This is a genomic window from Pseudomonas sp. MWU12-2319 (assembly GCF_023242525.1).
Classification (GTDB): Bacteria; Pseudomonadota; Gammaproteobacteria; order Pseudomonadales; family Pseudomonadaceae; genus Aquipseudomonas; species Aquipseudomonas gingeri_D.
The window spans coordinates 79,809-101,641 of record NZ_JALJES010000013.1; the positions used below are offsets into that span (position 1 = coordinate 79,809).

Below are 21,833 nucleotides of genomic sequence, written 5' to 3' on the forward strand. Positions count from 1 at the left end.
AGGGCGTGCAGGAGTAGCGCGAGCTAGACGCACCACAATTTGCAAATAGTTGGCTAGGGTTCCGGCTTGCTGAAAAGCGAGTGACTGGTCCGAGAGCCAACGACCTCCAGTTGAGGTTACACGGCGGGATAAAAGCCCGGGAGACAGACCACCTATTCATACAGGTGTCGCGCTGCTCCCTGTCCGCCCATCCTCAACTGGAGTCTTACCATGCGAAAACCCCTTCTATCCGCCCTCCTCGCCGCCGGTATTGCCCTGCTGGTCAGCCTGCCCTCCAACGCCGCGGCCAAGACTGATTTCAACGTCTGCTGGACGATCTATGCGGGTTGGATGCCTTGGGAGTATGCGCAAGCCCAAGGCATCGTCGACAAGTGGGGCAAAAAATACGGCATCCACATCAAGGTCACCCAGCTCAACGATTACGTGGAGTCGATCAACCAGTACACCGCCGGCCAGTTCGATGGCTGCACCATGACCAACATGGACGCCCTGACCATCCCCGCCGCCGGTGGCGTGGACAGCACCGCGCTGCTGGTCAGCGACTTCTCCAACGGCAACGACGGCATCGTCATCAAGGGCAGCGGCAAGACCGTCGCCGACCTCAAGGGCATGAACGTCAACCTGGTCGAACTTTCGGTCTCCCATTACCTGCTGGCGCGCGCACTGGACAGCGTCGATCTGCAGGAAAAGGACCTGAAAGTCGTCAACACGTCCGACGCGGATATTTCCGCCGCCTTCAACACCGACGCCGTCCAGGCCGTCACGACCTGGAATCCCATGCTCGCCGACATCAAGGCCAAGCCGGGGGTCACCGAGGTGTTCGACTCCAGCAAGATCCCTGGCGAGATCATCGACATGATGGTGGTCAATACCCAGACGCTCAAAGACAACCCCGCGCTGGGTAAAGCCCTGACCGGCGCCTGGTTCGAAGTCGTGGCCTTGATGGGCAGCCAATCCGCCGCCGGCGAAGCGGCCCTGGAACATATGGCCAAGGCCTCCGGCACCGACCTGGCCGGTTTCAAGGCGCAATTGGCGACGACCCAGCTGTTCCATACACCGCAGCAGATGCTGGACTTCGTCAACAGCCCCGAACTGCCGAAAACCATGGACAAGGTCTCTGGCTTCTCCTTTGAGCACGGCCTGCTTGGCCAGGCGGCCAAGGACAGCAGCGCGGTCGGCATGCGCTTCGCCCATGAGGTCACTCGCGGCGACAAGGGCAATCTCAAGCTGCGCTTTGACCCCGGCTACGTGCAGATGGCGGTCGACGGCAAGCTGTAAGCAGAGGACACGTCCATGCACCTGATCAATCGTCACCCTGATCGGCCCACACGCTTGTTGCTGGTGATCCTGCCCTTCGCCCTGTTGTTGTGTGCCTATTTTTTGGGCTCCGCGCAGCGGTTGGCAGACAACCCCAACGACAAGCTGCTGCCCAGCGCCGTGCAGATGACCGATGCGGTGAAACGCATGGCCTTCAGCGAGGACAAGCGCAGCGGTGGTTATGTGCTCTGGCAGGACACCGCGTCCAGCCTGCGACGCCTGGCCATCGGCCTGGGCGTCAGCGCCGTGGCGGGCCTGTGCCTGGGCATCGCCGCGGGCACGCTGCCGCTGTTCGGCGCGCCGCTGTCGCCGTTGCTGGTGGTGCTGTCCATGGTGCCGCCGCTGGCGATCCTGCCGATCCTGTTTATCGTCTTCGGCCTGGGTGAACTGTCCAAGGTGATGCTGATCGTCATCGGCATCACGCCGATACTGGCCCGCGACCTGGAACAACGGGCCCGGGAAATCCCCGTCGAGTTGCTGATCAAGGCCCAGACCCTGGGAGCCTCGACCTGGACCCTGATCCTGCGCGTGGTCCTGCCGCAACTGCTGCCACGGCTGCTGATTTCCCTGCGGCTGGTGCTGGGATCAGCGTGGTTGTTCCTGATCGCGGCCGAGGCCATCGCTTCCGAAGATGGCCTGGGCTATCGGATCTTCCTGGTGCGCCGCTACCTGGCCATGGACGTTATTTTGCCCTATGTGGTGTGGATCACCCTGCTGGCCTGGCTGATGGACTGGGGCTTGAAGCAGCTCACCCGGCGTGCCTTTCCCTGGTACGAAGGAGCCCGCTCATGAGCTTTATCCAAGTCAACAATGTGTGGCAGCAGTATGGCGACCATGTGGTGCTGGAGGGCCTGAACCTGAGCATCGCCGAAGGCGAGTTCTGCACCCTGGTCGGCACGTCCGGCTGCGGAAAATCAACCTTCCTGCGGCTGTTGCTGGGCCAGGAAAGAGCGAGCCGTGGCGAAATCCTGCTCGACGGCCAACCGTTGGCCGCGGAGCCGGACCCGAGCCGTGGCGTGGTGTTCCAGCGCTATTCGGTGTTCCCCCACTTGAGCGCGCTGGACAACGTCGCCCTGGGCCTGGAACTGCCCCGGGCGCCGCTGCTGGGCCGGCTGTTCGGCCAACGCAAACGCGCCGCCCGCGAACAGGCGGCGGCGCTGCTGCACAAGGTCGGTCTCGGTCATGCCCTGGACAAATACCCGGCGCAGCTCTCGGGCGGCATGCAGCAACGCCTGGCCATCGCCCAGGCCTTGATCATGAAGCCACGGGTGCTGCTGCTTGACGAACCCTTCGGCGCCCTCGACCCCGGTATCCGCAAGGACATGCACGCCCTGTTGCTGGACCTGTGGCGCGAAACCCGGCTGACCGTATTCATGGTCACCCACGACCTCAGCGAAGGCTTCAGCCTGGGCACCCGACTGATGGTTTTCGACAAGGTGCGCGTCGATCCCCATGCGCCCTATGCCTATGGGGCCCGCATTACTTACGACCTGCCGCTCAACAGCAAGCGCAGCGAGGCCCAGGCGGCCCTCGCGACCTCGCTGGCGAGCGCTCTTCAACCGATCCTGGGACTGACCCCATGAATGACACTGCTGTTTTTGCCGACGAACGCCTGCCCGGCGGCGGCCACCTTTCCTTCGTGCTCAAGCGCGGGCAGCTACTGCGCCTGACCGACCTTCAAGGCGGCGCCAACGTCAGCCTGATGCTGTTCAACGCGCATGAGAAAACCGAGCGTTTGAACCTGCCTGACAGTCTCAAGTGCCAACACACCGCCAAGCTGACAGCCGGCCATTGCCTGTACTCGGACATGGGCCGGGTGCTGGCGGCCATCACCCGTGACACCTGCGGTTGGAGCGACAGCCTCGGCGGTGTGCTCTGCGCCGACGAAGTCGAACAGAAGTACGGCCGCGGCCGCTATCAGGAGCTGCGCAACGGGTTCTACCGCAACGGCGCAGACAACCTGCTGGTGGAGATGGGCAAGTGGGGACTGGGGCTCTGCGACCTGTCCATGACCCTCAATCTGTTCAGTCGCGTCGACGTCGACGCTCACGGTGCCTTGCACTTTGTCGAAGCGCATTCCAAAGCGGGCGACTGCATTGAGCTCTACGCGCCGATGGACACCCTGTTCATCATCACCGCGCTGCAACACCCCATGGACCCCGCCCCTGAATACGCACCCAAACCGGTGCAACTGACCTTTATGAGCGCCGACGCCAGCGTCGCCGAACTCTGCCGGACTTCGCGCCCCGAAAACCTGCGCGGCTTCATCAACACCGACCGCCTGTTCGCTTGAGGACGACCCCATGACCACCCACCTGCATCCCGAATCAGCCGTCTACCGGGCCACCGTCCCGGCGGGTGAGCCCTGGCTCACCGAAGTGAAGGCCGGCCAGACCCTGCGCATCCTCGACCTCGAAGGCAACCAGGCTGTTGACACGCTGTTCTACAGCGCGGCCAACCCGCGCGAACGTTACGACGTCCAACGCACCCTGCGGCGCCAGAACAACGTCTACCTGAGCACCGGCAGCGTGCTCTACTCCAATCTTGGCCGCCCCTTGCTGACCATCGTCGAAGACAACTGCGGTCGCCACGACACCCTCGGCGGTGCCTGCGCCCAGGAAAGCAACACCGTGCGTTATGCCCTGGACAAACGCCACATGCACAGCTGCCGCGACAACTACCTGCGTGCCTGCACCCACGATGGTCGGCTGGGCAAACGGGATATCAGCCCGAACATCAACTTCTTCATGAACGTGCCTGTAACGCCCGAAGGCGCCCTGACCTTCGAGGACGGCATCTCCGCCCCCGGAAAGTACGTGCAGTTGCGGGCCGAGATGGACGTGATCGTGTTGATTTCCAACTGCCCGCAACTGAACAACCCGTGCAATGGCTATAACCCCACCCCCGCGGAGCTGCTGATATGGGACTGAAACCCTGGCTCAAGCCCCTGCGGCTATGGCTGTTCACGATTTGCCAGAGTCGCTCGGGCCAGACGCTGCCTCGCAAGCGGCCTTGATCGCTGTCTGGGGACGACCCCGAGACCCTTTCGAAAAACTGTGGGACGACCCGCACCCCAGCCGAGGCGGACCAGCGCCGCCTCCAGGGAATCCGTCATGTTTGACACACTGTTGATTGCCAACCGCGGTGCCATCGCCTGCCGTCTCCTGCGCACCTTGCGCGAACTCGACGTCAAGGGCGTGGCGGTGTATTCCGAAGCGGATATCACCAGCCGCCACATCCTTGAAGCCGACCAGGCCCTGAGCCTCGGTGAAGGGGCCGCGGCCGACACCTACCTGGTGGTGGACAAGATCCTGGCCGCGGCCAAGGCCAGCGGCGCCCAGGCCATTCATCCCGGTTATGGCTTTCTTTCCGAAAACGCCGCCTTTGCCGAGGCCTGCGAAGCCGCCGGGATCGCCTTCGTCGGCCCGACGCCAGAACAACTGCGGCTGTTCGGCCTCAAGCACACCGCCCGCGCCCTCGCCCGCCAGCAGGGCGTACCGTTGCTGGAAGGCAGCGACCTGCTCGACGGCCTCGACGACGCCCTGCGGGCCGCGACGCAGGTGGGCTACCCGATCATGCTCAAGAGTACCGCCGGCGGAGGTGGCATCGGCATGCGCGTGTGCCGCGACGCCAAGGAGCTGCAGGAAGCCTTTGAGACCGTCAAGCGCCTGGGCCAGAACAACTTCAGCAACGCCGGGGTGTTTATCGAGAAATACATCCAGCGCGCCCGCCACCTGGAGGTCCAGGTATTCGGTGACGGTGCCGGCGAGGTATTGGCCCTGGGCGTACGCGATTGCTCGGTGCAGCGACGCAACCAGAAGGTCCTTGAAGAAACCCCCGCACCGAACCTGCCCGACGGCATGGCCGAAGCCCTTTGCAACGCCGCCGTGCAATTGGCCAAGGCGGTCAACTACCGCAGCGCCGGCACCGTCGAGTTTGTCTTCGACAGCGACGATCAACGCTTTTACTTCCTGGAGGTGAACACCCGCCTGCAGGTCGAGCACGGGGTGACCGAACAGGTCTGGGGCGTCGACCTCGTGCGCTGGATGGTGCAGCTGGCCGCGGGAGACTTGCCGCCCCTCGGCGAATTGGGCGCCCGCCTGCAACCTCGCGGCCACGCGGTGCAAGCCCGTCTGTATGCCGAAGATCCGGGCAAGGACTTCCAGCCAAGCCCGGGCCTGCTGACGGCGGTGAAATTCCCACCGGCCGATGGCCAGGCATTGCGTATCGATACCTGGGTCGAGGCCGGTTGTGAGATCGCGCCCTACTTCGACCCGATGATCGCCAAAGTCATCACCTGGGCCGAGGACCGCGAGCAGGCGCGCCTGCACCTGCACCGGGCGCTGGGCGAAAGCCAGCTTTACGGCGTCGAGACCAACCGCGACTACCTTCGCCAGATCCTGCTCGATGTGCCGTTCGCCAGCGGCCAGCCCTGGACCCGTTGCCTGGAAGCGCTGGTCTATCACGCCCACACCTTCGAAGTACTCAGTGGCGGCACCCAGACCAGCGTGCAGGATTATCCCGGGCGCCAGGGCTATTGGGCCGTGGGCGTTCCGCCTTCGGGGCCCATGGACAGCCGCTCGCTGCGCCTGGGTAACCTGCTGCTGGGCAACCCCGAGGGTTGCGCCGGTCTGGAGATCACCATGAGCGGGCCGAGCCTGCGCTTCAATACTGACGCCGTGCTGGCGGTAACCGGCGCGGTGTTGCCGGTATCGCTCGATGGCGCAGCAGTGGCAATCAATACCGCGCTGCGGGTCAAGGCAGGTTCGGTATTGAGCCTGGGCAGCATCACCGAAGCCGGCGCACGCAGTTATCTATGCCTGCGCGGTGGCGTGCAGGTGCCGGATTACCTGGGCAGCAAAAGCACCTTCACCCTCGGCCAGTTCGGTGGCCATGGTGGACGGGCGCTGCGCGCCGGCGATGTGCTGCACCTGGCCCCGCTGACCGACGCAACGGCCGGCGCGGTGCTTGCCGGGCAGGAGCCGCTGGCGGCGCTGCGCTCCATCCGCGTGATCTATGGCCCCCATGGCGCACCGGAATACTTTACCGAAGACTACATCCACACTTTCCTGAACACCGACTGGGAAGTGCATTTCAACTCCAGCCGTACCGGTGTGCGCCTGATAGGGCCGAAACCCGAGTGGGTTCGAGCCGACGGTGGCGAGGCCGGGCTTCATCCGTCCAATATCCACGACAACCCCTATGCCATCGGCGCGGTGGATTTCACCGGTGATATGCCGGTGATTCTCGGCCCCGACGGCCCCAGCCTGGGTGGCTTCGTATGCCCGGTGACCGTCATCGAGGCCGACCTCTGGCAATTGGGGCAGCTCAAGGCGGGGGACAAGGTCCGATTCGTGCCGACCGACCTCGCCCAAGCACGCCAACTCGCCACGGCGGCGCTGACCGCCGAGCCCCCCAGGGACACCGCCGTGATCGGGCTGCAATCACCCATTGTGCTGGACCTGGGCCAGGACGATACCCGCCTGGTGGCGCGCCTGGCCGGTGATACCCACCTGCTGCTGGAGATCGGCGCCGCCGAGCTTGACCTGGTGTTGCGCTTCCGGGGCCACGCCTTGATGCAGGCGCTCGAAGCCAAGGCGTTGCCGGGGGTCATTGACCTCACGCCCGGTATTCGCTCGTTGCAGGTCCACTACCAACCCGAACAACTCCCCCTGGCCCACTTGCTGGAGATCGTGGCTGGCGAATGGGACGCGGTCTGTGCTGCCCGCGATTTGCAGGTCCCCTCTCGCATCGTGCATTTACCGCTGTCGTGGGATGACCCGGCTTGCCAGCTGGCCATTGAAAAATACATGACCACCGTGCGCAAGGATGCGCCGTGGTGCCCCAGTAACCTGGAGTTCATTCGCCGCATCAATGACCTGCCCGACCTGGATGAAGTACAGCGCACGGTGTTCGAGGCCAGCTATCTGGTCATGGGCCTGGGCGATGTCTACCTCGGGGCACCGGTAGCGACGCCGCTGGATCCCCGGCATCGCCTGGTGACCACCAAGTACAACCCGGCGCGGACCTGGACCGCCGAGAACTCGGTGGGTATCGGCGGGGCCTACCTGTGCGTTTATGGCATGGAAGGCCCCGGCGGCTACCAGTTCGTCGGGCGTACGCTGCAGATGTGGAACCGTTACCGCGAAGTGGCGGCTTTCTCCGGCAAACCCTGGCTGTTGCGCTTCTTCGATCAGATTCGGTTCTACCCGGTCAGCGCGCAGGAGTTGCTGCACATCCGTCGCGATTTCCCCCTCGGTCGCTTCGACTTGAACATCGAGCACAGCCAATTGCGCCTGGCCGACTACCAGGACTTCCTGGCCAGTGAGTCGAGCAGCATCCAAGCGTTCCGAGACCGGCAACAGAGCGCTTTTTCCGCTGAAAGACGGCGCTGGATCGACAGCGGCCAAGCGCACTTCGAAAGCAGCGAAGCGCTTGTCGAGGCCCCCGAAGAGGCGCCCTTGCCGGCTCATCAAACCAGCGTGGAAAGCCCCATTGCGGGCAACCTCTGGCAGGTTCAGGTCGCTATCGGCGAGCGGGTCGCCGCAGGCGCGGCGTTGGTTGTGCTGGAGTCGATGAAGATGGAAATTCCGGTGCTTGCGCCCTGTGCCGGCATTGTTCGAGAAGTGCGCGTGCAACCCGGCTCGGCGGTGCGCGCCGGGCAACGGGTGGTCGTGATTGAGCCCGTCCCCCCTACAGGAGAAAAGCCATGAAAACCGATCTGCAACTGGACGTGCTGCGGGCACGCTACGCCAGCGGCGAATGCTCGCCACGTCGCCTGATCCTCGCCCTACGTGAACAGGCCGAGGCGTTGAATCCCGATTTCAATCTGTTCATCCATCTGCTCAGTGCCCAGGAGCTGGAGCCTTACCTGGTCTCCCTTGAATCCAGCACGATGGAAAGCCTGCCGTTGTACGGCGTGCCCTTTGCCATCAAGGACAACATCGATCTGGCGGGTATCCCCACCACGGCGGCGTGCCCGGCGTTCGCCTATACCCCGCAGCGTTCGGCGACCGTCGTCCAGCAGTTGATCGACCTGGGGGCGGTGCCGCTGGGTAAAACCAACCTCGACCAGTTTGCCACCGGCCTCAACGGCACCCGCTCACCCTATGGCCCCTGCCGTAACAGCGTGCTCGCTGAATACCCGTCGGGGGGCTCCAGCGCGGGCTCGCCCTTGACGGTGGCACTGGGTTTGACCAGCTTTGCCCTGGGCACCGATACCGCGGGCTCGGGCCGGGTACCGGCGGCGCTCAACAACCTGGTGGGGCTCAAGGCGACCAGGGGACTGCTGTCCACGGCCGGGGTGGTGCCGGCCTGTCGCGCCCTCGACTGTGTGACGACCTTCACCGCCAGTGCCGCCGAGGCGAGCCGCTTGTTGGCGCTGATCGCGCGGCAGGATCCTGAAGATGAATACAGCCGCGCCAATCCCGCCTGGAACGATGGCACGGCGTTCGGCAGCGTGCGGCCGTTTCGATTTGGCGTGCCACGGGCCCGGGACCTGGAGTTTTTCGGCTGTACTGAAGGACCGGGGCTGTTTGCCGCCGCGATCGAGCGCTTGCAGGCATTGGGCGGCGAAGCGGTCAGTCTCGACCTGTCGCCGTTTCTTGAGGCCGCACGGCTACTCTATGAAGGTCCATGGGTGGCCGAGCGCTATAGCGTCGTCGGCGAGCTGGCGCAGGCTCAGCCAGATGCGCTACTGCCCGTGATCCATGCGGTGCTGGCCAAAGCCCCCCAGGTGAGCGGCGTGCAAACCTTCCGCGCGCAGTATCGCCTGCAGGCACTCAAGGCGCAGTGCGACCGCCTGATGGCCGGGCTGGATTGTGTCCTGACGCCCACCATCGGTCGCCCGGTGACCTTGGCCGAGCTTGCCGAAGAGCCGGTCCTGCGCAACGCCGAGCTGGGTTACTACACCAACTTCATGAACCTGCTGGACTATGCCGCCGTGGCCGTGCCGAGCGGCTTCATGGCCAACGGCTTGCCCTGGGGGGTGACCTTGTTGGGTCGGGCCTTCACCGATCAATACCTGCTGAGCCTCGCCCATGCGTATCAGGGCGGCAAAAAACCTGCCCATGAGGCTCGCCATGATCAGGCCCGCCTGGTGGTCTGTGGCGCGCACCTTGACGGCCTGGCGCTTAACGGGCAACTCAAGCAACGCGGCGCGCGCCTGCTCGAAACGACCCGGAGTTCACCGGATTACCGGCTGTACGCACTGGCCGGCGGCCCGCTGAAGCGTCCGGGGATGGTCCGGGTCGCTGAAGGTGGCGTGGCCATCGCCGTGGAAGTCTGGCAATTGCCCAGCAGCGAGTTGGGCTCGTTCCTGACGGGGATCCCGGCCCCGCTGGGGTTGGGTAAGGTGCAGTTGGACGATGGTCGTTGGGAGACCGGGTTCATTTGCGACGCCTATGGCCTGGAGGGCGCCACGGATATCAGCGCTTGGGGCGGCTGGCGCGCCTGGTTGTCCGCGCAGTCCTGAGTCCATCGCCTGAACAAGCGCCCCGGCATCAGACGACACTGATCCTGGGGCGCCCAACCCCGGCGAACGTCAACGCGGTGGAATTAAGCACCCGAGTACCTCCTCATCCGCCACCTGCTTGCTCTAACATAGCGCCTCCCGTCTCCCTCAAGACCCACCCAACGACCAGGAACCGCAATGTCCACCCTCAGCTTTCGCAATGCCGCGCCGTCAGACGCTGCGCGCTGCTATCAAATCGAGTCCTGCGCCTACGAAGGCGATGAAGCCGCGACCCTGGAGAAGATTGCAACGCGCATCGCCCAGTACCCGCAGGGTTTTCTGATTCTGGAGGATGGCGGCGAGGTCATCGGTTTCATCAACAGTGGCTGCGCCCACGAGGTGGTGATGTCCGATGAAGCCTTCAAGGAACTGGTGGGGCATTCGGCCGAGGCGCCGAACGTCGTGATCATGTCCGTGGTGCTGGATCCCGCGCAGCAGGGTAAAGGCCACTCCACACGGATGATGGACGAGTTCGTCCGGCGCATGAAGGCACTGGACAAGAAAACCATCCACCTGATGTGCAAGGAGCAGCACGTGGCGCTGTATCAGCGCATGGGCTATCGCTACGTGCAGCCCTCGCCTTCCGACCACGGTGGCATGGCCTGGCACGAGATGGTCATGGACCTCTAACGCCTGCTCGCCACGGCCTGAAGTCGCCCTCCCCGACCGCCCGAGGCCAGTTCACCCAACTCCGGCAAGTCAATAATCAGCGGCAAGCGCTCATGGCGGCCGACACCAACCAGGCCGCGTTAAAAACCAGGCGGCGGCGGCAAAAGGCGGCGAGTCAGAGGAGACCCGCCGCCGAATGACTCAGCAATTGCCAATACTGACGACAGTTGCTTGCGCCGTGTGGCGGCGAACCTTGAACCAGGCGGCATACAGCGCCGGAACGAAGAAGATGGTCAGCAGCGTCGCCACGGTAAGGCCTCCCATGATCGCAATTGCCATCGGCCCCCAGAACACGCTGCGCGTCAGCGGAATCATCGCCAGCACCGTCGCCAGCGCCGTCAGGAGCACCGGACGGGTCCGGTGGATGGCCGCGTCCAGTACCGCATTCCAGGGGTCGCGACCTTCTTCGATCTCGATCCGCACCTGATCAATGAGGATCACCGAGTTGCGCATGATCATGCCGCCGAGGGCGATGATGCCCAGGATCGCGACGAACCCCAGCGGCGCGTTGAACAGCAACAACGCCGGCACTACACCGATCAGGCCCAGTGGCGCGGTCAAGACCACCATCAACATGCGCGAGAAGTCCTGCAACTGAAGCATCAGCAACAGCAGGATGGTGACCAGCATCAGTGGCGCCACCGCCAGCAGTGCCTGGTTGGCCTTGTCGCTTTCCTCCACCGCACCGCCCACATCAATGCGGTAGCCCGAGGGCAGCCTGGCCTGAATATCCTTCAGTAGCGGCTGGATCTCCTGCGTCACCGATACGCCCTGCTCGCCATCCTTCACATCGGCGCGCACGGTGATCGCCATGTCACGATTACGCCGCCACAGCACCGGTTCCTCAAGTTCGTAGCGCACCTGCGCGACTTCCGACAACGGCACCACGGTGCCCTTGCGGGTGTAGAGGTTGATGTCCTTCAACGTGTCGAGGCTCAGGCGTTCTCCAGGCACGGCGCGGGCGACGATGTCGATCAGGTCCTCGTGCTCGCGCAACTGCGACAGGGTCGCGCCATTCATCACGGTCTGGGTGGCCAGCGATACGTCAGCCGGCGTGAGTCCCAGCGCGCGGGCCTTGTCCTGGTCCAACTGCACCTTCAGCGAACGCACCGGGTCGTTCCAGTCGAGCTGGACGTCACGGACCTTCGAATTCGAGGTCACGACGTGCTCCACTTCACGGGCAATCTTGCGCACGACCTGGGTATCAGGCCCGACAATGCGGAACTGCAGCGGGAAGCCCACCGGCGGCCCGAGTTCCAGCCGCGTGACACGGACCCAGACCTGCGGGAACTGTTGATCGGCCGAGGCCATCAAGCGCTTGCGAACCCGTTCCCGCGCCTTCAGGTCCTGGGTCATCACGACGAACTGGGCAAAGCCCGGATTGGGCAACTCCGGATTGAGCGCCAGATAGAAGCGCGGCGCCCCGGCACCGGTGTAGGCGGTATAGAACCGGACATCCTCGTCCTTGCCGAGCAGGGTTTCCATCTGCTTGACCTGCTCGGCCGTCGCCGCGAAAGAAGCCCCCTCTTTCAGGCGCAGGTCGATGACCAGTTCGGGACGCGAACTGCTGGGGAAGAACTGCTGCGGCACCAGCTTCAAGCCGCCCAAGGCGAGCAGCAGAGCACCCAGCGTCACGCCGATGACCACCCAGCGACGCTGGATGGCCCAGTCGATCATGCCGCGCAGCTTGCGGAAGAACCGGGTGTCGTACGGATCGCCGGCATGCTGGTGCTTGCCGAAATCCTTGGGCAGCATCTTGACCGCCAGGTAAGGCGTGAAGATCCCCGAACTGATCCACGAAAACAACACCGCCGCGCCGACAATCCAGAAAATGCCACCGGCATACTCGCCCGTGGTCGATTTCGAAAGACCGATCGGCATGAACCCGGCAACGGTGATCAGCGCACCGGTCAGGCGTGGCATGGCGGTGGACTGATAGGAGAACGAGGCGGCCTTCACACGGTCCCAACCGGCCTCCATCTTCACCAGCATCATCTCGATGGCGATGATCGCATCATCGACCAACAGGCCCAGGGCGATAATCAGCGAGCCGAGCGAGATACGCTCCAGGTTCCAGCCCATCGCCAGCATCAACATCGCGACACCGCCCAGTACCAGCGGCACCGTGGCCGCCACCACAAGACCGGTACGCCAGCCCAGGCTGACAAAGCTGACAATGATCACGATGACCAGCGCCTCGATAAGCGAGCGCGCGAAATCCCAGACGGCCTCTTTCACGGTGGTGGGCTGGTCGGCCACGCGCTCCAGTTCCACGCCATGGGGCAGCTCGGACTGCAGCTGGGCGACCGCGACTTCCATCGCCTTGCCGAGCTCGACGATATTACCGTCCTCGGTCATCGAGATGCCGAGCATCAGCACCGGCTGGCCGTTGTGACGCACGGTGTAGGTCGGTGGGTCTTCATAACCACGCTTGATGGTCGTGAAGTCGCCCAGCTTGATCATCCGGCCACCGGCCGCGACAGGCACATTGCGAATGTCATTTTCGTTGGCAAACTGGCCACTCACGCGCACGACGACACGGTCCCCTTGCGTGTCAACCTGCCCTGCCGCTTGCAAGGCATTTTGCGCGCGCAAGCTCTCGGCGATCATCAGCGGCGTGATGCCCAGCGCAGCGAGGCGTTCGTGCGAGAACTCCACATAGACACGCTTGGCCTGCTCGCCGATCAGGTCGACCTTCTTGACCATCGGCACCTTCAGCAGACTGCGCTTGATGTCCTCGGCGGCATTCGACAGGTCGGCGTGGTCGATACCGTCGCCCTTGACGGCGTACATCAGGCCATACACGTCGCCATATTCGTCGTTGACCACCGGACCGGTCACGCCGTCGGGCAGCTCCAGGCGCAGGTCATTGAGTTTCTTGCGGGCCTGATACCAGGCCTCGCGCTGGTCGGCCTTCGAGGTACCCCCGCGCACGGTCAGCGTCATGCCGCCGTAACCCTGCCGGGCAAAGGTGACCACCTTTTCGAAGTGGTCGATCTGCTCGAACTTCTTCTCCATGCGATTCAGGACCTCATCCTGTATCTGCTGGGCGGTCGCGCCTGGCCAGGCGACGCCGGCGGTCATCGACGGCACCGAGAAGTTCGGGTCTTCGAGCTGGCCAAGCCGGGTGAAACTGAACAGGCCGGCCACCGCGACAATGAGGATCAGGAAGAGGACGATGGCACGGTGACGCAGCGCCCAATCGGTAAGGTTGAAATGGCTCATCGCGTCACCACTGCCTTCGTTTCAGGGGAAACCGCACCTGGCAGCGCTACTTTCAGGCCAGGCGCCATCTTCTGGACACCGGCGGTCACGATCAGCGCCCCGGCCGGTGGGCCGGAGACCAGCACCTCGTCATTTCGATAGCCCGACACCCCCACAGGTACCAGCTCGACGCTGCCGACCGGGTCCTTGCCCGTCGGCGTGACCACCCACAGCGCCGGCTGCCCGCCGCTTTGTGTCAGTGCGGTGGCCGGCACCGCCGCCACCGGGCGCCCGGTCATCTGGCGTTCGACCTCCAGGGTGGCGGTCGCCCCCAGGGGCAATGGTTGCGTGTCCAGGAGCTTCATGCGCGCGCGATAGGTCCTTGTCTGCGGCGCGGCTTGCGGCGACAGTTCGCGCAAGGCCACCGCGAAGGTCTGGCCCGGAGCGCTGGCCAGTGAGGCCTTGAAGCCCGACTGCTTGAAGGCAGCCAGGTGATCCTCCGGCACATCGACGACGATTTCGGGCAAGCCAGGGTCGGCGATCGAGATCACCGCGGCCCCCGGCGTCACGACCTGCCCGACCTCGAAATGCACGGCCGTGACCACGCCGCTCCACGAGGCCCGCAGCACGGAGTAATTGAGCCGGTTGCGCGCCAGTTCGAGCTTGCGGGCCTCGGCCTCGGCGTTCGCCCGGGAGGTCTCGGCGCTGGTACGCGCACGCTCATCATCGGCCACGCAGACCGAGCCATCGGCCTTCAGCGCTCCCAGGCGCTGGTGGTCCGAGTCGGCCTGACGGGCCTGTGCCACCGCAGCGGCCCACGACTGCCGCGCCGCTTCCACGGCCAGCCGGTAGTCGCTGTCGTCCAGCGTGGCGAGCACATCACCCTCGTGCACGAACTGGCCGACCTCGACCTTGCGTTGGACGACCTTGCCGTCCACGCGGAAAGCCTGGTCCACTTCATGGCGCGACTGCACGGTGCCGACATAGCGGTTGGCTTCGCGGGCGTTGTCATAGCGCAGTTCGACGGTACGTACGGGCCGCGGCACCTGTACCGGCGGTTGGTCCGGACTGCAGGCGCAGAGTAACGCGGCGACGGCCATGGCACCGACGGCGGTAATAGAGTTATTCAAGACAGTTCCTCGTTGTAAGCGACGGGATTCAGGAAAGTGGACGCACGGCGCCGGCAGTGGCGGTGCCGGCGGGAGGCACGGACTCGAAAACCTGCCAGCCGCCGCCCAGCGCCTTGTAGAGCTGTACGCTGTCGAGCAGCAGACGAGTGTTGCTGTCGTTGGCGTTCAGACGCATCGTCAGGCGCACACGGTGCGCATCCAGCAGCGGCAACAGGTCGATCTGCCCCCGGTCGTAGAGCGATTGAGCCCGGCCCAGCGCGGAATCCGCAGCCACCACAGCCGATTGCAACGACGCCGAACGACGACGCTCCTGGGAAAGGCCGACCAGCGAGTTCTCCACGTCTTCGAGCGCACGGGCGATGCCGTCCTCGGTACGCAGCAGCGCTTCACGCTGGCCGCTCTCGGCAACCTCATTGATGGCCCGCGTGCGCCCGGCGTTGAAGAGCGGCATCGTCAGCAGGCCCGCCACATTGGTATAGCGGGCAGCGCCCAGCCCCACACCATTGAGTTCCAGGCCCTGGCTGCCGTAGGAGGCACCGAGGAACAGACGCGGAAACCATTCGGCGGCGGCCTGCTGACGGCGAGCGTTGGCCGCATCCAGTTGCGCCATCAGTTCCAGCACGTCGGGCCGGCGCTCCAGCAACGTGGCCGGCTGGCCGGGCTGCGGCTGAGGCACCACTACATCGCCGCGCGAGGGTACGATGGCGGCGGCATTGAAGGCCTGGTCACCGATCAGTACCGCAAGGCGATGGCGTGCCACCGCCGCCAGGGTTTCCAGTGGCGGAATCTGCCCACGCGCGGAGGCCGCGTCAGCCTCGGCACGCTCCACGTCGAAGACGGTTGCCAGGCCCACGCGCTGGCGTGCGGTGACCAGACGCAAGGTCTCGTCCTGCATCGCCGACATGGCCCGCAGGGTGTCGACCTGACGCTGCGCACCGACCAGTGTGAAGTAATTGCTGGCAACATCGCTCATCACCAGCAGGCGCACACCGCGTACGCTGTGTTCCGCGGCCAGCGCCTGGGCCTGGGCCGCGCTCGCGCCAGCCCGCAAACGGCCGCTCAGGTCCAGCTCCCACGAAACGTCCAGCCCCACGCTTGCGGTTTTGGTATCGGGATAGCCCGCCTTCGTGGCCGTGTCGTACCCGCTACTGCGGTCGGTACCGGAGGCGGACCCACTGATGCTCGGAAACAACCAGGAGCGGCTGATGGTCTCGCCGGCGCGTGCGGCGCACAGGCGCTCGGAGGCGATCTTGATATCGCGGTTATCGCGCATCGCGCGGCGTACCAGATCGCTCAGCACCGGATCCTTGAAAGCCTCCCACCATGCGACTTCGGGCTCCATCCCCGAGGCCGCGGTCGCGGCGAACTTGCCCGGCAGGTCCACCGCAGGCTTGACGATGGGCGTGGAACAGCCCGCCAGGGCCAGCGCGATAGACATGGCAAGCGTCACCGCAGCGGCAAGGCCGCCCAGGCAATCGGCAGATGGGCGGGACGTCTGCCCGCCAGGGTGGATCAACGAAAGAAGGAGGTGAAGTCGCGACATCGGATTGGACTCGTAGGAATTCGAGGTGACGCCAGCATAGGGTCGGCCGCACGCCAAGTTGTCAGCCAAGCGTCGTGATTCGGTCGCCCTATGGAGCGTTCTATCGGGTAGGTGGGGTCATTCGCCGGCGGCATCCGCGGCACGCTCACCGGCTATCGATGCAAGGTCGTCGGCAATCGACGCCGACAGCTCTTCGACGGATGAGAACTCGCACTGACGGCCGGTCACCAGATTTTCCAGGCGCCCGGCAAGGCCCCCCGGCGCGGCGTCGCTACGCAGCTTCAGCACATACGTGCGGCGGTTTGGATACTTGGATTCAGGATTCAGGACCATTGCAGACCACGGGATCGGAGACGTTCGGCAACAGCCTAAAGCCATGCCCCGATCAAGTTGTCAGCAAAGGGTCGGCATCCGGTCGCCATGGGCACTGATGGTCGCGACCAGGCCGAAGTCCGACAGCGCAATCACCGGCCGACTGGCCCGTTCGAAGTGCATCGCCAGGTCTGAGGCGGCGACCGGAACGCCGAACGACCGCTCACGCTCAAGGGCGTCGCCGATCTGACGATGCAGGTGAATACGCAGCGAAAGCGGCGTGCGCTCGTACAGCACCTGACGCAGGAGCGCGTGACGGAACGAGTAGGCCTGCGCGGACACCTCTGCCCCATCGACCGTCCGTGACCGTGTCAGCCACACCTGCCCGCGAACCAGCTCCTCGCAGGCGTAAGCCAGCGAAGCGAGGTCACGCTCAAGGACCAGCGAAAGCGTTTCCACCCGGAAAGCCCCCGAACATATCGCCGCCGCCGAGAGCAGATCACGCTCTTCCCGACCGAGCCTGGCGATCACATGATCGATGATAGATGCCAGATTCTCGGGAACCGTGAGGTTCGCCAGCCGGGCCTCGACGGTGGCGTCATCGTCCGCACGGTCCATCACTTCATTGAGCAACGACGAGACGAACAGTGGCACGCCGTCGGTGTGATCGTGCAGCGCCCGCACGAACCCTTCATCGTGCGCCAGTGAGACCGAACGCGTAGCGACATAATCGGCGATCTCGGTCTCCGAAAACGGATCGAGCACCACTTCTTCGCATAAGCGCTGTAAACGAAGTTCGTGTCGCAACGAACTGAGCGGATGATCGAGCGCCACCACCTCGGCGACGCGAAAACTCGCCACCCACATCAACCGCATGCGCCCCCGTCGCCGGGCGACGTAGTCGATCAGTTGGAGGGTGGCCCTGTCGCCCCAATGCAGGTCTTCGGTGACCAGCAACAAGGGGCGTTGCTCCGTGTAACGCTCCAGCAACTCGCCCATTTCCCGCAGCATGCGCTCCGGGCCGACACCGGCAAGCTCGTGCCGCAACGCCTCACGCTCCTGGGCGCTACTCAGCCACGGCAGTTGAAACAGCCAGGTGGGCGCCACGCTCCGCAAGAGTGCCGGCAGCGCCGGGTCGACGCGGCACAAACCGGCAATCGCTTCCAGCACCGGCAGGTACGGCTCGCCAGTACCGAGGGGCTCCACACAATGGCCGCGCGCGCAGGTGGCGCCGTCGAGACCCGCCATGAAATGCTCGATCAGCAGGGTCTTGCCGATTCCCGGCGCGCCGGCGAGCCAGAACATCGAGCGCTGGCCGCCTTGCGCCTGCACCCAGGCCCGTTGCAAGCGCGAAAGCGAAGCGCCACGGCCGATAAACAGCGGCGCTTGCGTGACGGCTTGCGGTGTTATCGCCAGGCTGGTCGGCGTCAAAGGCGTCAGGGACGGCGTGGCAATAAAGCGATAGCCACGCCGGGACACGGTCTCGATAAAACGTGGTGCTCGGGGAGAGTCGCCCAGTGTCGTGCGCAGATCGCTGATGGCGGTTTTCAGCACCGACTCGCTGACGAAGCGGTGTCCCCAGACCGCGTCAAGCAACGCATCCTTGCTCAGAAGCGACCCCGGCTCGCGCGCCAGCGCGCACAACAGGTTGAACGGCGTCGGCGCCAGCGCCACCGCCTCTCCATTGCACGACAGGCGAGCATTGGCCTCATCGAGTTCAAAATCGACAAAGCGGATCCGCAGTGGATTCGGATGACACAGCGCACGCACCACAGGCGACTCCTACAGGCTCAGATGAAGACAGTTATGCGTTCCATGCTGGCAAAAAGAGCGACCTCGATATAATGACACAATAATCAATATTGAAACAAACCTCATTTTTGCATAACCTCATGCTGCCTGACGATGAAACCCTGGGTTTCACTGCCAAAAAAAACAACCACAACAAGGGCTCGGTATGAATAACAAGAAAGCCGGCACGCTGCCGCCAAGCGCAGTCGATGTATTGATCGTGGGCAACGGCCCGGTAGGCGCGACACTCGCGGCACTGCTGGGACGCTACGGCGTAAGGACACTGATCCTGGACAAGGCCCATGAGATCCTGCTGATGCCTCGCGCCATCGCCCTGGACAACGAGGCGCTACGCATCCTGCAACTCGCCGGGTTGGCCCAGGACGCTTTCGAGAAGATCGTGATCCCCGAAGTGCGGATGCGCTCCACGACCCTCGGGGATTTCAGTCGCGCCAATACCACCGGGAGCATTGATGGCCATCCCAAACTGGTGACGTTCTATCAGCCCGACCTCGAGCGGGCGATGCGAGAACAGGTCTCACGGTTCGAGTCGGTGGTCAGCCTGGGTGGCTTCGAGCTCGAACACCTGACCGATGCACCAGGCTGCGTCATTGCGTCCGTCCGGGACCAGGAGGGCCAAGTCCACTCTGTTCGCGCCCAGTACGTGGTAGGCGCCGATGGCGCGAGCTCCAGGGTCAGAACCCTGATCGGCCAGGATTTCGAAGGGCAGACCTATGCCGAGGACTGGCTGATTGTCGATGCCGGCAATCGGCACCAGTCAGCGATCGATCACATCGAGTTCCTTTGCGATCCAAGGCGGCCCACGCCACACATGCCGGCGCCCGGCGGAAGGGAGCGTTGGGAGTTCATGCTGCAACCGGGTGAAACCCGCGAAGAAATGGAAAATCCGCAAAACATCGCTCGACTGATCGCCCCCTGGATCGATCCGCAAAAGCTGCAGATCGAGCGCACGGCGGTGTATCGGTTCCACGCGCGCTGCTGCAACCGCTTCAGCCAGGGGCGCGTTTTTCTTGCAGGAGATGCCGCTCATATCACGCCGCCCTTCGTCGGACAGGGCCTGGTCGCCGGCCTTCGCGATACCGCCAATCTGGCCTGGAAACTCGCCTGGGTCCTGCGCGGACAAGCCTCGCCCTCGATATTGGACTCCTATGACGAGGAGCGCCGCCCCCATGCCAAGGCAATGATCGACATGGCCAAGCTCATGGGACGCCTGATCATGCCCAGAAGCAAGCTGGGAGCCTTCTTCACCCATGGCCTGATGCGCCTGCTCGCCTTGATGCCTACCACCCGCAAGTACTTCGAAGAGCTGGACATCAAACCGAAAAACATCTTCAGGAAAGGCCTGTTCGCCCCTCATCGCCGTGGTGACAAGCTGGTTCGCGGAGGGCTCTTTCCCCAGGCCTGGGTTCGCAACGCCCAACAGCAGATCCACCTGAGTGACGATGCGCTTGGAGACCACCTGACCCTGATCGGATTCGGCATCGACCCGCTGTCGCTGCTCTGCGCCGAGCAGGTCGGGGCCTGGAAACGAACCGGCGGCAACTTCTTGCATATCGGGCCGTGCGGTCAACGTCCGCTGGGTGATTGCGCCTTTATCGAGGATCTGAACCATGACATCCTGCCGCTGGCGGCCAAGGGCACGCTGGTGGTGGTACGCCCCGACCGCCTCGTCATGCACCATGCCGACGGCGCGCAGGCGGGCCATCTGGTTCAAGCCTGCATTGATCTGATAACGGGCGACGACTGCATTGTTGAACGGGTTTCCATTACCATCAGCGAGCCCCCTCGACTACGAGCCTGAGTATGCCCTCCTCCTCCCCAGCACCCGCAGCGCCCCAGCCTCTCACGCGAGGCCACAAGAAACGTGAGCGCACCCGTCGCGGCCTGGTCGACGCAGCGCGACGCCTGGTCGCACGCAAGGAGGTGGGGGAGATCGCCCTGCTCGAGATCGCCGCGGAAGCGGAGGTCTCCAATGGCACCATCTACAACTACTTCCGCACTCGCGACGAAGTGCTCGAAGCCGTGGGCATCGCCATGGCCACCGAGTTCTCCGATGCCATTTCCGTCTTGAGCAGCGGATTGCACAGCGGTGCCGAGCGCCTTTGCGTCGGCGTGCGCATGTTCATCAACCGAGCCGGCGATGACCACCCGTGGGCCAGCGCGCTGCTGCGCATCATCCACTTCGGCGAGGCGACGCGCTCGCGACTGGCCGCCCATGTACTTGACGACCTGCGCCAAGGTCGCCGTGAGGGTGCTTTTGCATTCGAAGACGAAGGCATCGCCCTGGACCTGGTGTTGTCATGCACCACCGGGGCCATGCGCGCTGTTGTCGAGGGTCGTACAGTGGCGGAACACGATGTGCGGGTCGCCGAAATGGTCCTCAAGGCGCTGGGCGTCACGCCAGCCAAAGCCAGGAAAATCGCCAGCTTGCCACTGCCTGTTGTGAACATGGACACCCAGCCAGAAAACTGAACACAAATGTTCAAAATACACAAAGCCTGTCGATGAAAAAACGCCTCCAATACCGCAAAAACCCTCGGATAACGGACAGAACCCAATAAAGATCACCCTCCAGCTCAAAAAAACAATTGACCAATATTGAACACAGGTGTTCAATTGATTGTAAGACGACCCTGGAGATAAAGCGTGGAATCCCTGAATCCGGTACAGCGACGCATCCATCAAGCCGCCCTTCGCCTTTTTGCCGAGCGCGGCGCCATTGACGTGAGTATCAGCGATCTTGCAACTGAGGCCGGTGTTGCTCGCGGGACGATCTATAGCAACGTGAAAAGCATGGAGCAGCTGTTCGAAGCGGTTGCGGCCCATCTCAGCGCTGAAATGCACGAACGGGTCAATAAGAGTTTCGAGACCCTCGCCCAGCCTGCCCACCGTCTGGCCAATGGCATCCGCTTCTTTATCCGACGTACCCATGAGGAGCCCCAGTGGGGCACTTTCATTCATCGATTCGCGATGAGTAACGCCGCGCTGCGCGAGATGTTCGCCAGTCAGGCCACGAAGGACCTGTTGGAGGGGCACGCCAGTGGCTGCTACAGCTTCCGACAAGACCAACTGCTCTCGGTCATTACGCTGATCTCCAGCACTGCACTGGGTGCGATGTTCCTGGTGCTGGAAGGTCATAGAACCTGGCGCGATGCGGGTTCCGACGCGGCGGAATTCGTACTCCGGGCACTCGGCGTGCCGGCACAGGAGGCTGCGAGACTGGCGAGCGAGGAACTGCCCACACTCCCGGCGCTCGACTAACCCCTTCACCACCGCTGTGGTTTTCGCCCCTGTTGTTTATGGGGCTCGGCGCTGCTTTGCCCGAAAAAAGTTC

16 protein-coding genes and 1 riboswitch are annotated in these 21,833 nt (G+C 63.9%); of the genes, 11 read left to right on the forward strand and 5 right to left on the reverse strand.

The window, feature by feature from the left end; all coding sequences use genetic code 11:
- Nucleotides 1-42 precede the first annotated feature (42 nt).
- Nucleotides 43-145, forward strand: a riboswitch (guanidine-I (ykkC/yxkD leader).
- 65 nt (nucleotides 146-210) lie between these two features.
- The 8 genes from M5C01_RS21075 (at nucleotide 211) to M5C01_RS21110 (ending at nucleotide 10,459) form a co-directional block, all read left to right on the forward strand.
- Nucleotides 211-1,278 carry a putative urea ABC transporter substrate-binding protein gene (locus tag M5C01_RS21075; protein WP_152740819.1) on the forward strand — a complete coding sequence of 356 codons (1,068 nt, stop codon included), beginning with the start codon at nucleotides 211-213 and terminating at the stop codon, nucleotides 1,276-1,278.
- Nucleotides 1,279-1,293: 15 nt separating this feature from the next.
- The gene (locus tag M5C01_RS21080; protein WP_152740818.1) at nucleotides 1,294-2,109 is read left to right on the forward strand and encodes an ABC transporter permease; all 816 of its coding nucleotides are present in this window, start codon (nucleotides 1,294-1,296) and stop codon (nucleotides 2,107-2,109) included.
- Complete coding sequence (locus tag M5C01_RS21085) at nucleotides 2,106-2,900, forward strand: ABC transporter ATP-binding protein (protein ID WP_152740817.1); 795 nt, start codon at nucleotides 2,106-2,108, stop codon at nucleotides 2,898-2,900. Before M5C01_RS21080 ends, M5C01_RS21085 begins: the two co-directional genes overlap by 4 nt.
- Nucleotides 2,897-3,610, forward strand: coding sequence for an urea amidolyase associated protein UAAP1 (locus M5C01_RS21090; RefSeq protein ID WP_152740816.1), 714 nt, complete (start codon nucleotides 2,897-2,899; stop codon nucleotides 3,608-3,610). The genes M5C01_RS21085 and M5C01_RS21090 overlap by 4 nt, the downstream gene beginning before the upstream one ends.
- 10 nt (nucleotides 3,611-3,620) lie before the next feature.
- Complete coding sequence (locus M5C01_RS21095) at nucleotides 3,621-4,247, forward strand: urea amidolyase associated protein UAAP2 (RefSeq protein WP_103495612.1); 627 nt, start codon at nucleotides 3,621-3,623, stop codon at nucleotides 4,245-4,247.
- 183 nt (nucleotides 4,248-4,430) lie between these two features.
- The gene (gene uca / locus M5C01_RS21100) at nucleotides 4,431-8,030 is read left to right on the forward strand and encodes an urea carboxylase (protein ID WP_152740815.1); all 3,600 of its coding nucleotides are present in this window, start codon (nucleotides 4,431-4,433) and stop codon (nucleotides 8,028-8,030) included.
- Nucleotides 8,027-9,790, forward strand: coding sequence for an allophanate hydrolase (atzF, locus tag M5C01_RS21105; RefSeq protein WP_152740814.1), 1,764 nt, complete (start codon nucleotides 8,027-8,029; stop codon nucleotides 9,788-9,790). Before uca ends, atzF begins: the two co-directional genes overlap by 4 nt.
- Nucleotides 9,791-9,967: 177 nt before the next feature.
- Nucleotides 9,968-10,459, forward strand: coding sequence for a GNAT family N-acetyltransferase (locus M5C01_RS21110; RefSeq protein WP_152740813.1), 492 nt, complete (start codon nucleotides 9,968-9,970; stop codon nucleotides 10,457-10,459).
- Nucleotides 10,460-10,639: 180 nt separating this feature from the next.
- Here the strand turns inward: M5C01_RS21110 and M5C01_RS21115 are convergent, their stop codons facing one another.
- From M5C01_RS21115 to M5C01_RS21135, 5 genes are all read right to left on the reverse strand, one after another.
- Nucleotides 10,640-13,723, reverse strand: coding sequence for an efflux RND transporter permease subunit (locus M5C01_RS21115; protein ID WP_152740812.1), 3,084 nt, complete (start codon nucleotides 13,721-13,723; stop codon nucleotides 10,640-10,642).
- Entirely contained in the window at nucleotides 13,720-14,832 is a 1,113-nt protein-coding gene (locus M5C01_RS21120; RefSeq protein WP_152740811.1) for an efflux RND transporter periplasmic adaptor subunit, read from the reverse strand. The genes M5C01_RS21115 and M5C01_RS21120 overlap by 4 nt, the downstream gene beginning before the upstream one ends.
- 28 nt (nucleotides 14,833-14,860) lie before the next feature.
- Entirely contained in the window at nucleotides 14,861-16,270 is a 1,410-nt protein-coding gene (locus M5C01_RS21125) for a TolC family protein (protein WP_248764387.1), read from the reverse strand.
- Nucleotides 16,271-16,492: 222 nt separating this feature from the next.
- Nucleotides 16,493-16,708 carry a hypothetical protein gene (locus tag M5C01_RS21130; protein WP_152740809.1) on the reverse strand — a complete coding sequence of 72 codons (216 nt, stop codon included), beginning with the start codon at nucleotides 16,706-16,708 and terminating at the stop codon, nucleotides 16,493-16,495.
- Between the two features lie 60 nt (nucleotides 16,709-16,768).
- A complete protein-coding gene (locus M5C01_RS21135; RefSeq protein ID WP_178129936.1) occupies nucleotides 16,769-18,460 on the reverse strand; it encodes an AAA family ATPase in 1,692 nt (563 codons plus the stop codon).
- Between the two features lie 184 nt (nucleotides 18,461-18,644).
- On the opposite strand from M5C01_RS21135, the gene M5C01_RS21140 reads away from it, so the two are divergent.
- The 3 genes from M5C01_RS21140 to M5C01_RS21150 all read left to right on the forward strand — a co-directional run bounded on the left by M5C01_RS21140 (nucleotide 18,645) and on the right by M5C01_RS21150 (nucleotide 21,760).
- Nucleotides 18,645-20,300, forward strand: coding sequence for a bifunctional 3-(3-hydroxy-phenyl)propionate/3-hydroxycinnamic acid hydroxylase (locus tag M5C01_RS21140; protein ID WP_152740808.1), 1,656 nt, complete (start codon nucleotides 18,645-18,647; stop codon nucleotides 20,298-20,300).
- A gap of 2 nt (nucleotides 20,301-20,302) precedes the next feature.
- A complete protein-coding gene (locus M5C01_RS21145) occupies nucleotides 20,303-20,971 on the forward strand; it encodes a TetR/AcrR family transcriptional regulator (protein ID WP_152740807.1) in 669 nt (222 codons plus the stop codon).
- A 174-nt stretch (nucleotides 20,972-21,145) separates the two neighbouring features.
- Nucleotides 21,146-21,760 carry a TetR/AcrR family transcriptional regulator gene (locus M5C01_RS21150; RefSeq protein WP_103495598.1) on the forward strand — a complete coding sequence of 205 codons (615 nt, stop codon included), beginning with the start codon at nucleotides 21,146-21,148 and terminating at the stop codon, nucleotides 21,758-21,760.
- The last annotated feature ends 73 nt before the right edge of the window (nucleotides 21,761-21,833 follow it).

Excerpts from the sequence above, each read along its gene's own strand:
- M5C01_RS21080 (WP_152740818.1), top strand. The coding sequence starts at position 1,294 with ATGCACCTGATCAATCGTCACCCTGATCGGCCCACACGCTTGTTGCTG.
- M5C01_RS21140 (WP_152740808.1), top strand. The coding sequence starts at position 18,645 with ATGAATAACAAGAAAGCCGGCACGCTGCCGCCAAGCGCAGTCGATGTA.
- M5C01_RS21085 (WP_152740817.1), top strand. The coding sequence starts at position 2,106 with ATGAGCTTTATCCAAGTCAACAATGTGTGGCAGCAGTATGGCGACCAT.
- M5C01_RS21090 (WP_152740816.1), top strand. The coding sequence starts at position 2,897 with ATGAATGACACTGCTGTTTTTGCCGACGAACGCCTGCCCGGCGGCGGC.
- M5C01_RS21095 (WP_103495612.1), top strand. The coding sequence starts at position 3,621 with ATGACCACCCACCTGCATCCCGAATCAGCCGTCTACCGGGCCACCGTC.
- atzF (WP_152740814.1), top strand. The coding sequence starts at position 8,027 with ATGAAAACCGATCTGCAACTGGACGTGCTGCGGGCACGCTACGCCAGC.
- M5C01_RS21125 (WP_248764387.1), bottom strand. The coding sequence starts at position 16,270 with ATGTCTATCGCGCTGGCCCTGGCGGGCTGTTCCACGCCCATCGTCAAG.
- uca (WP_152740815.1), top strand. The coding sequence starts at position 4,431 with ATGTTTGACACACTGTTGATTGCCAACCGCGGTGCCATCGCCTGCCGT.
- M5C01_RS21075 (WP_152740819.1), top strand. The coding sequence starts at position 211 with ATGCGAAAACCCCTTCTATCCGCCCTCCTCGCCGCCGGTATTGCCCTG.
- M5C01_RS21115 (WP_152740812.1), bottom strand. The coding sequence starts at position 13,723 with ATGAGCCATTTCAACCTTACCGATTGGGCGCTGCGTCACCGTGCCATC.
- M5C01_RS21130 (WP_152740809.1), bottom strand. The coding sequence starts at position 16,708 with ATGGTCCTGAATCCTGAATCCAAGTATCCAAACCGCCGCACGTATGTG.
- M5C01_RS21110 (WP_152740813.1), top strand. The coding sequence starts at position 9,968 with ATGTCCACCCTCAGCTTTCGCAATGCCGCGCCGTCAGACGCTGCGCGC.
- M5C01_RS21145 (WP_152740807.1), top strand. The coding sequence starts at position 20,303 with ATGCCCTCCTCCTCCCCAGCACCCGCAGCGCCCCAGCCTCTCACGCGA.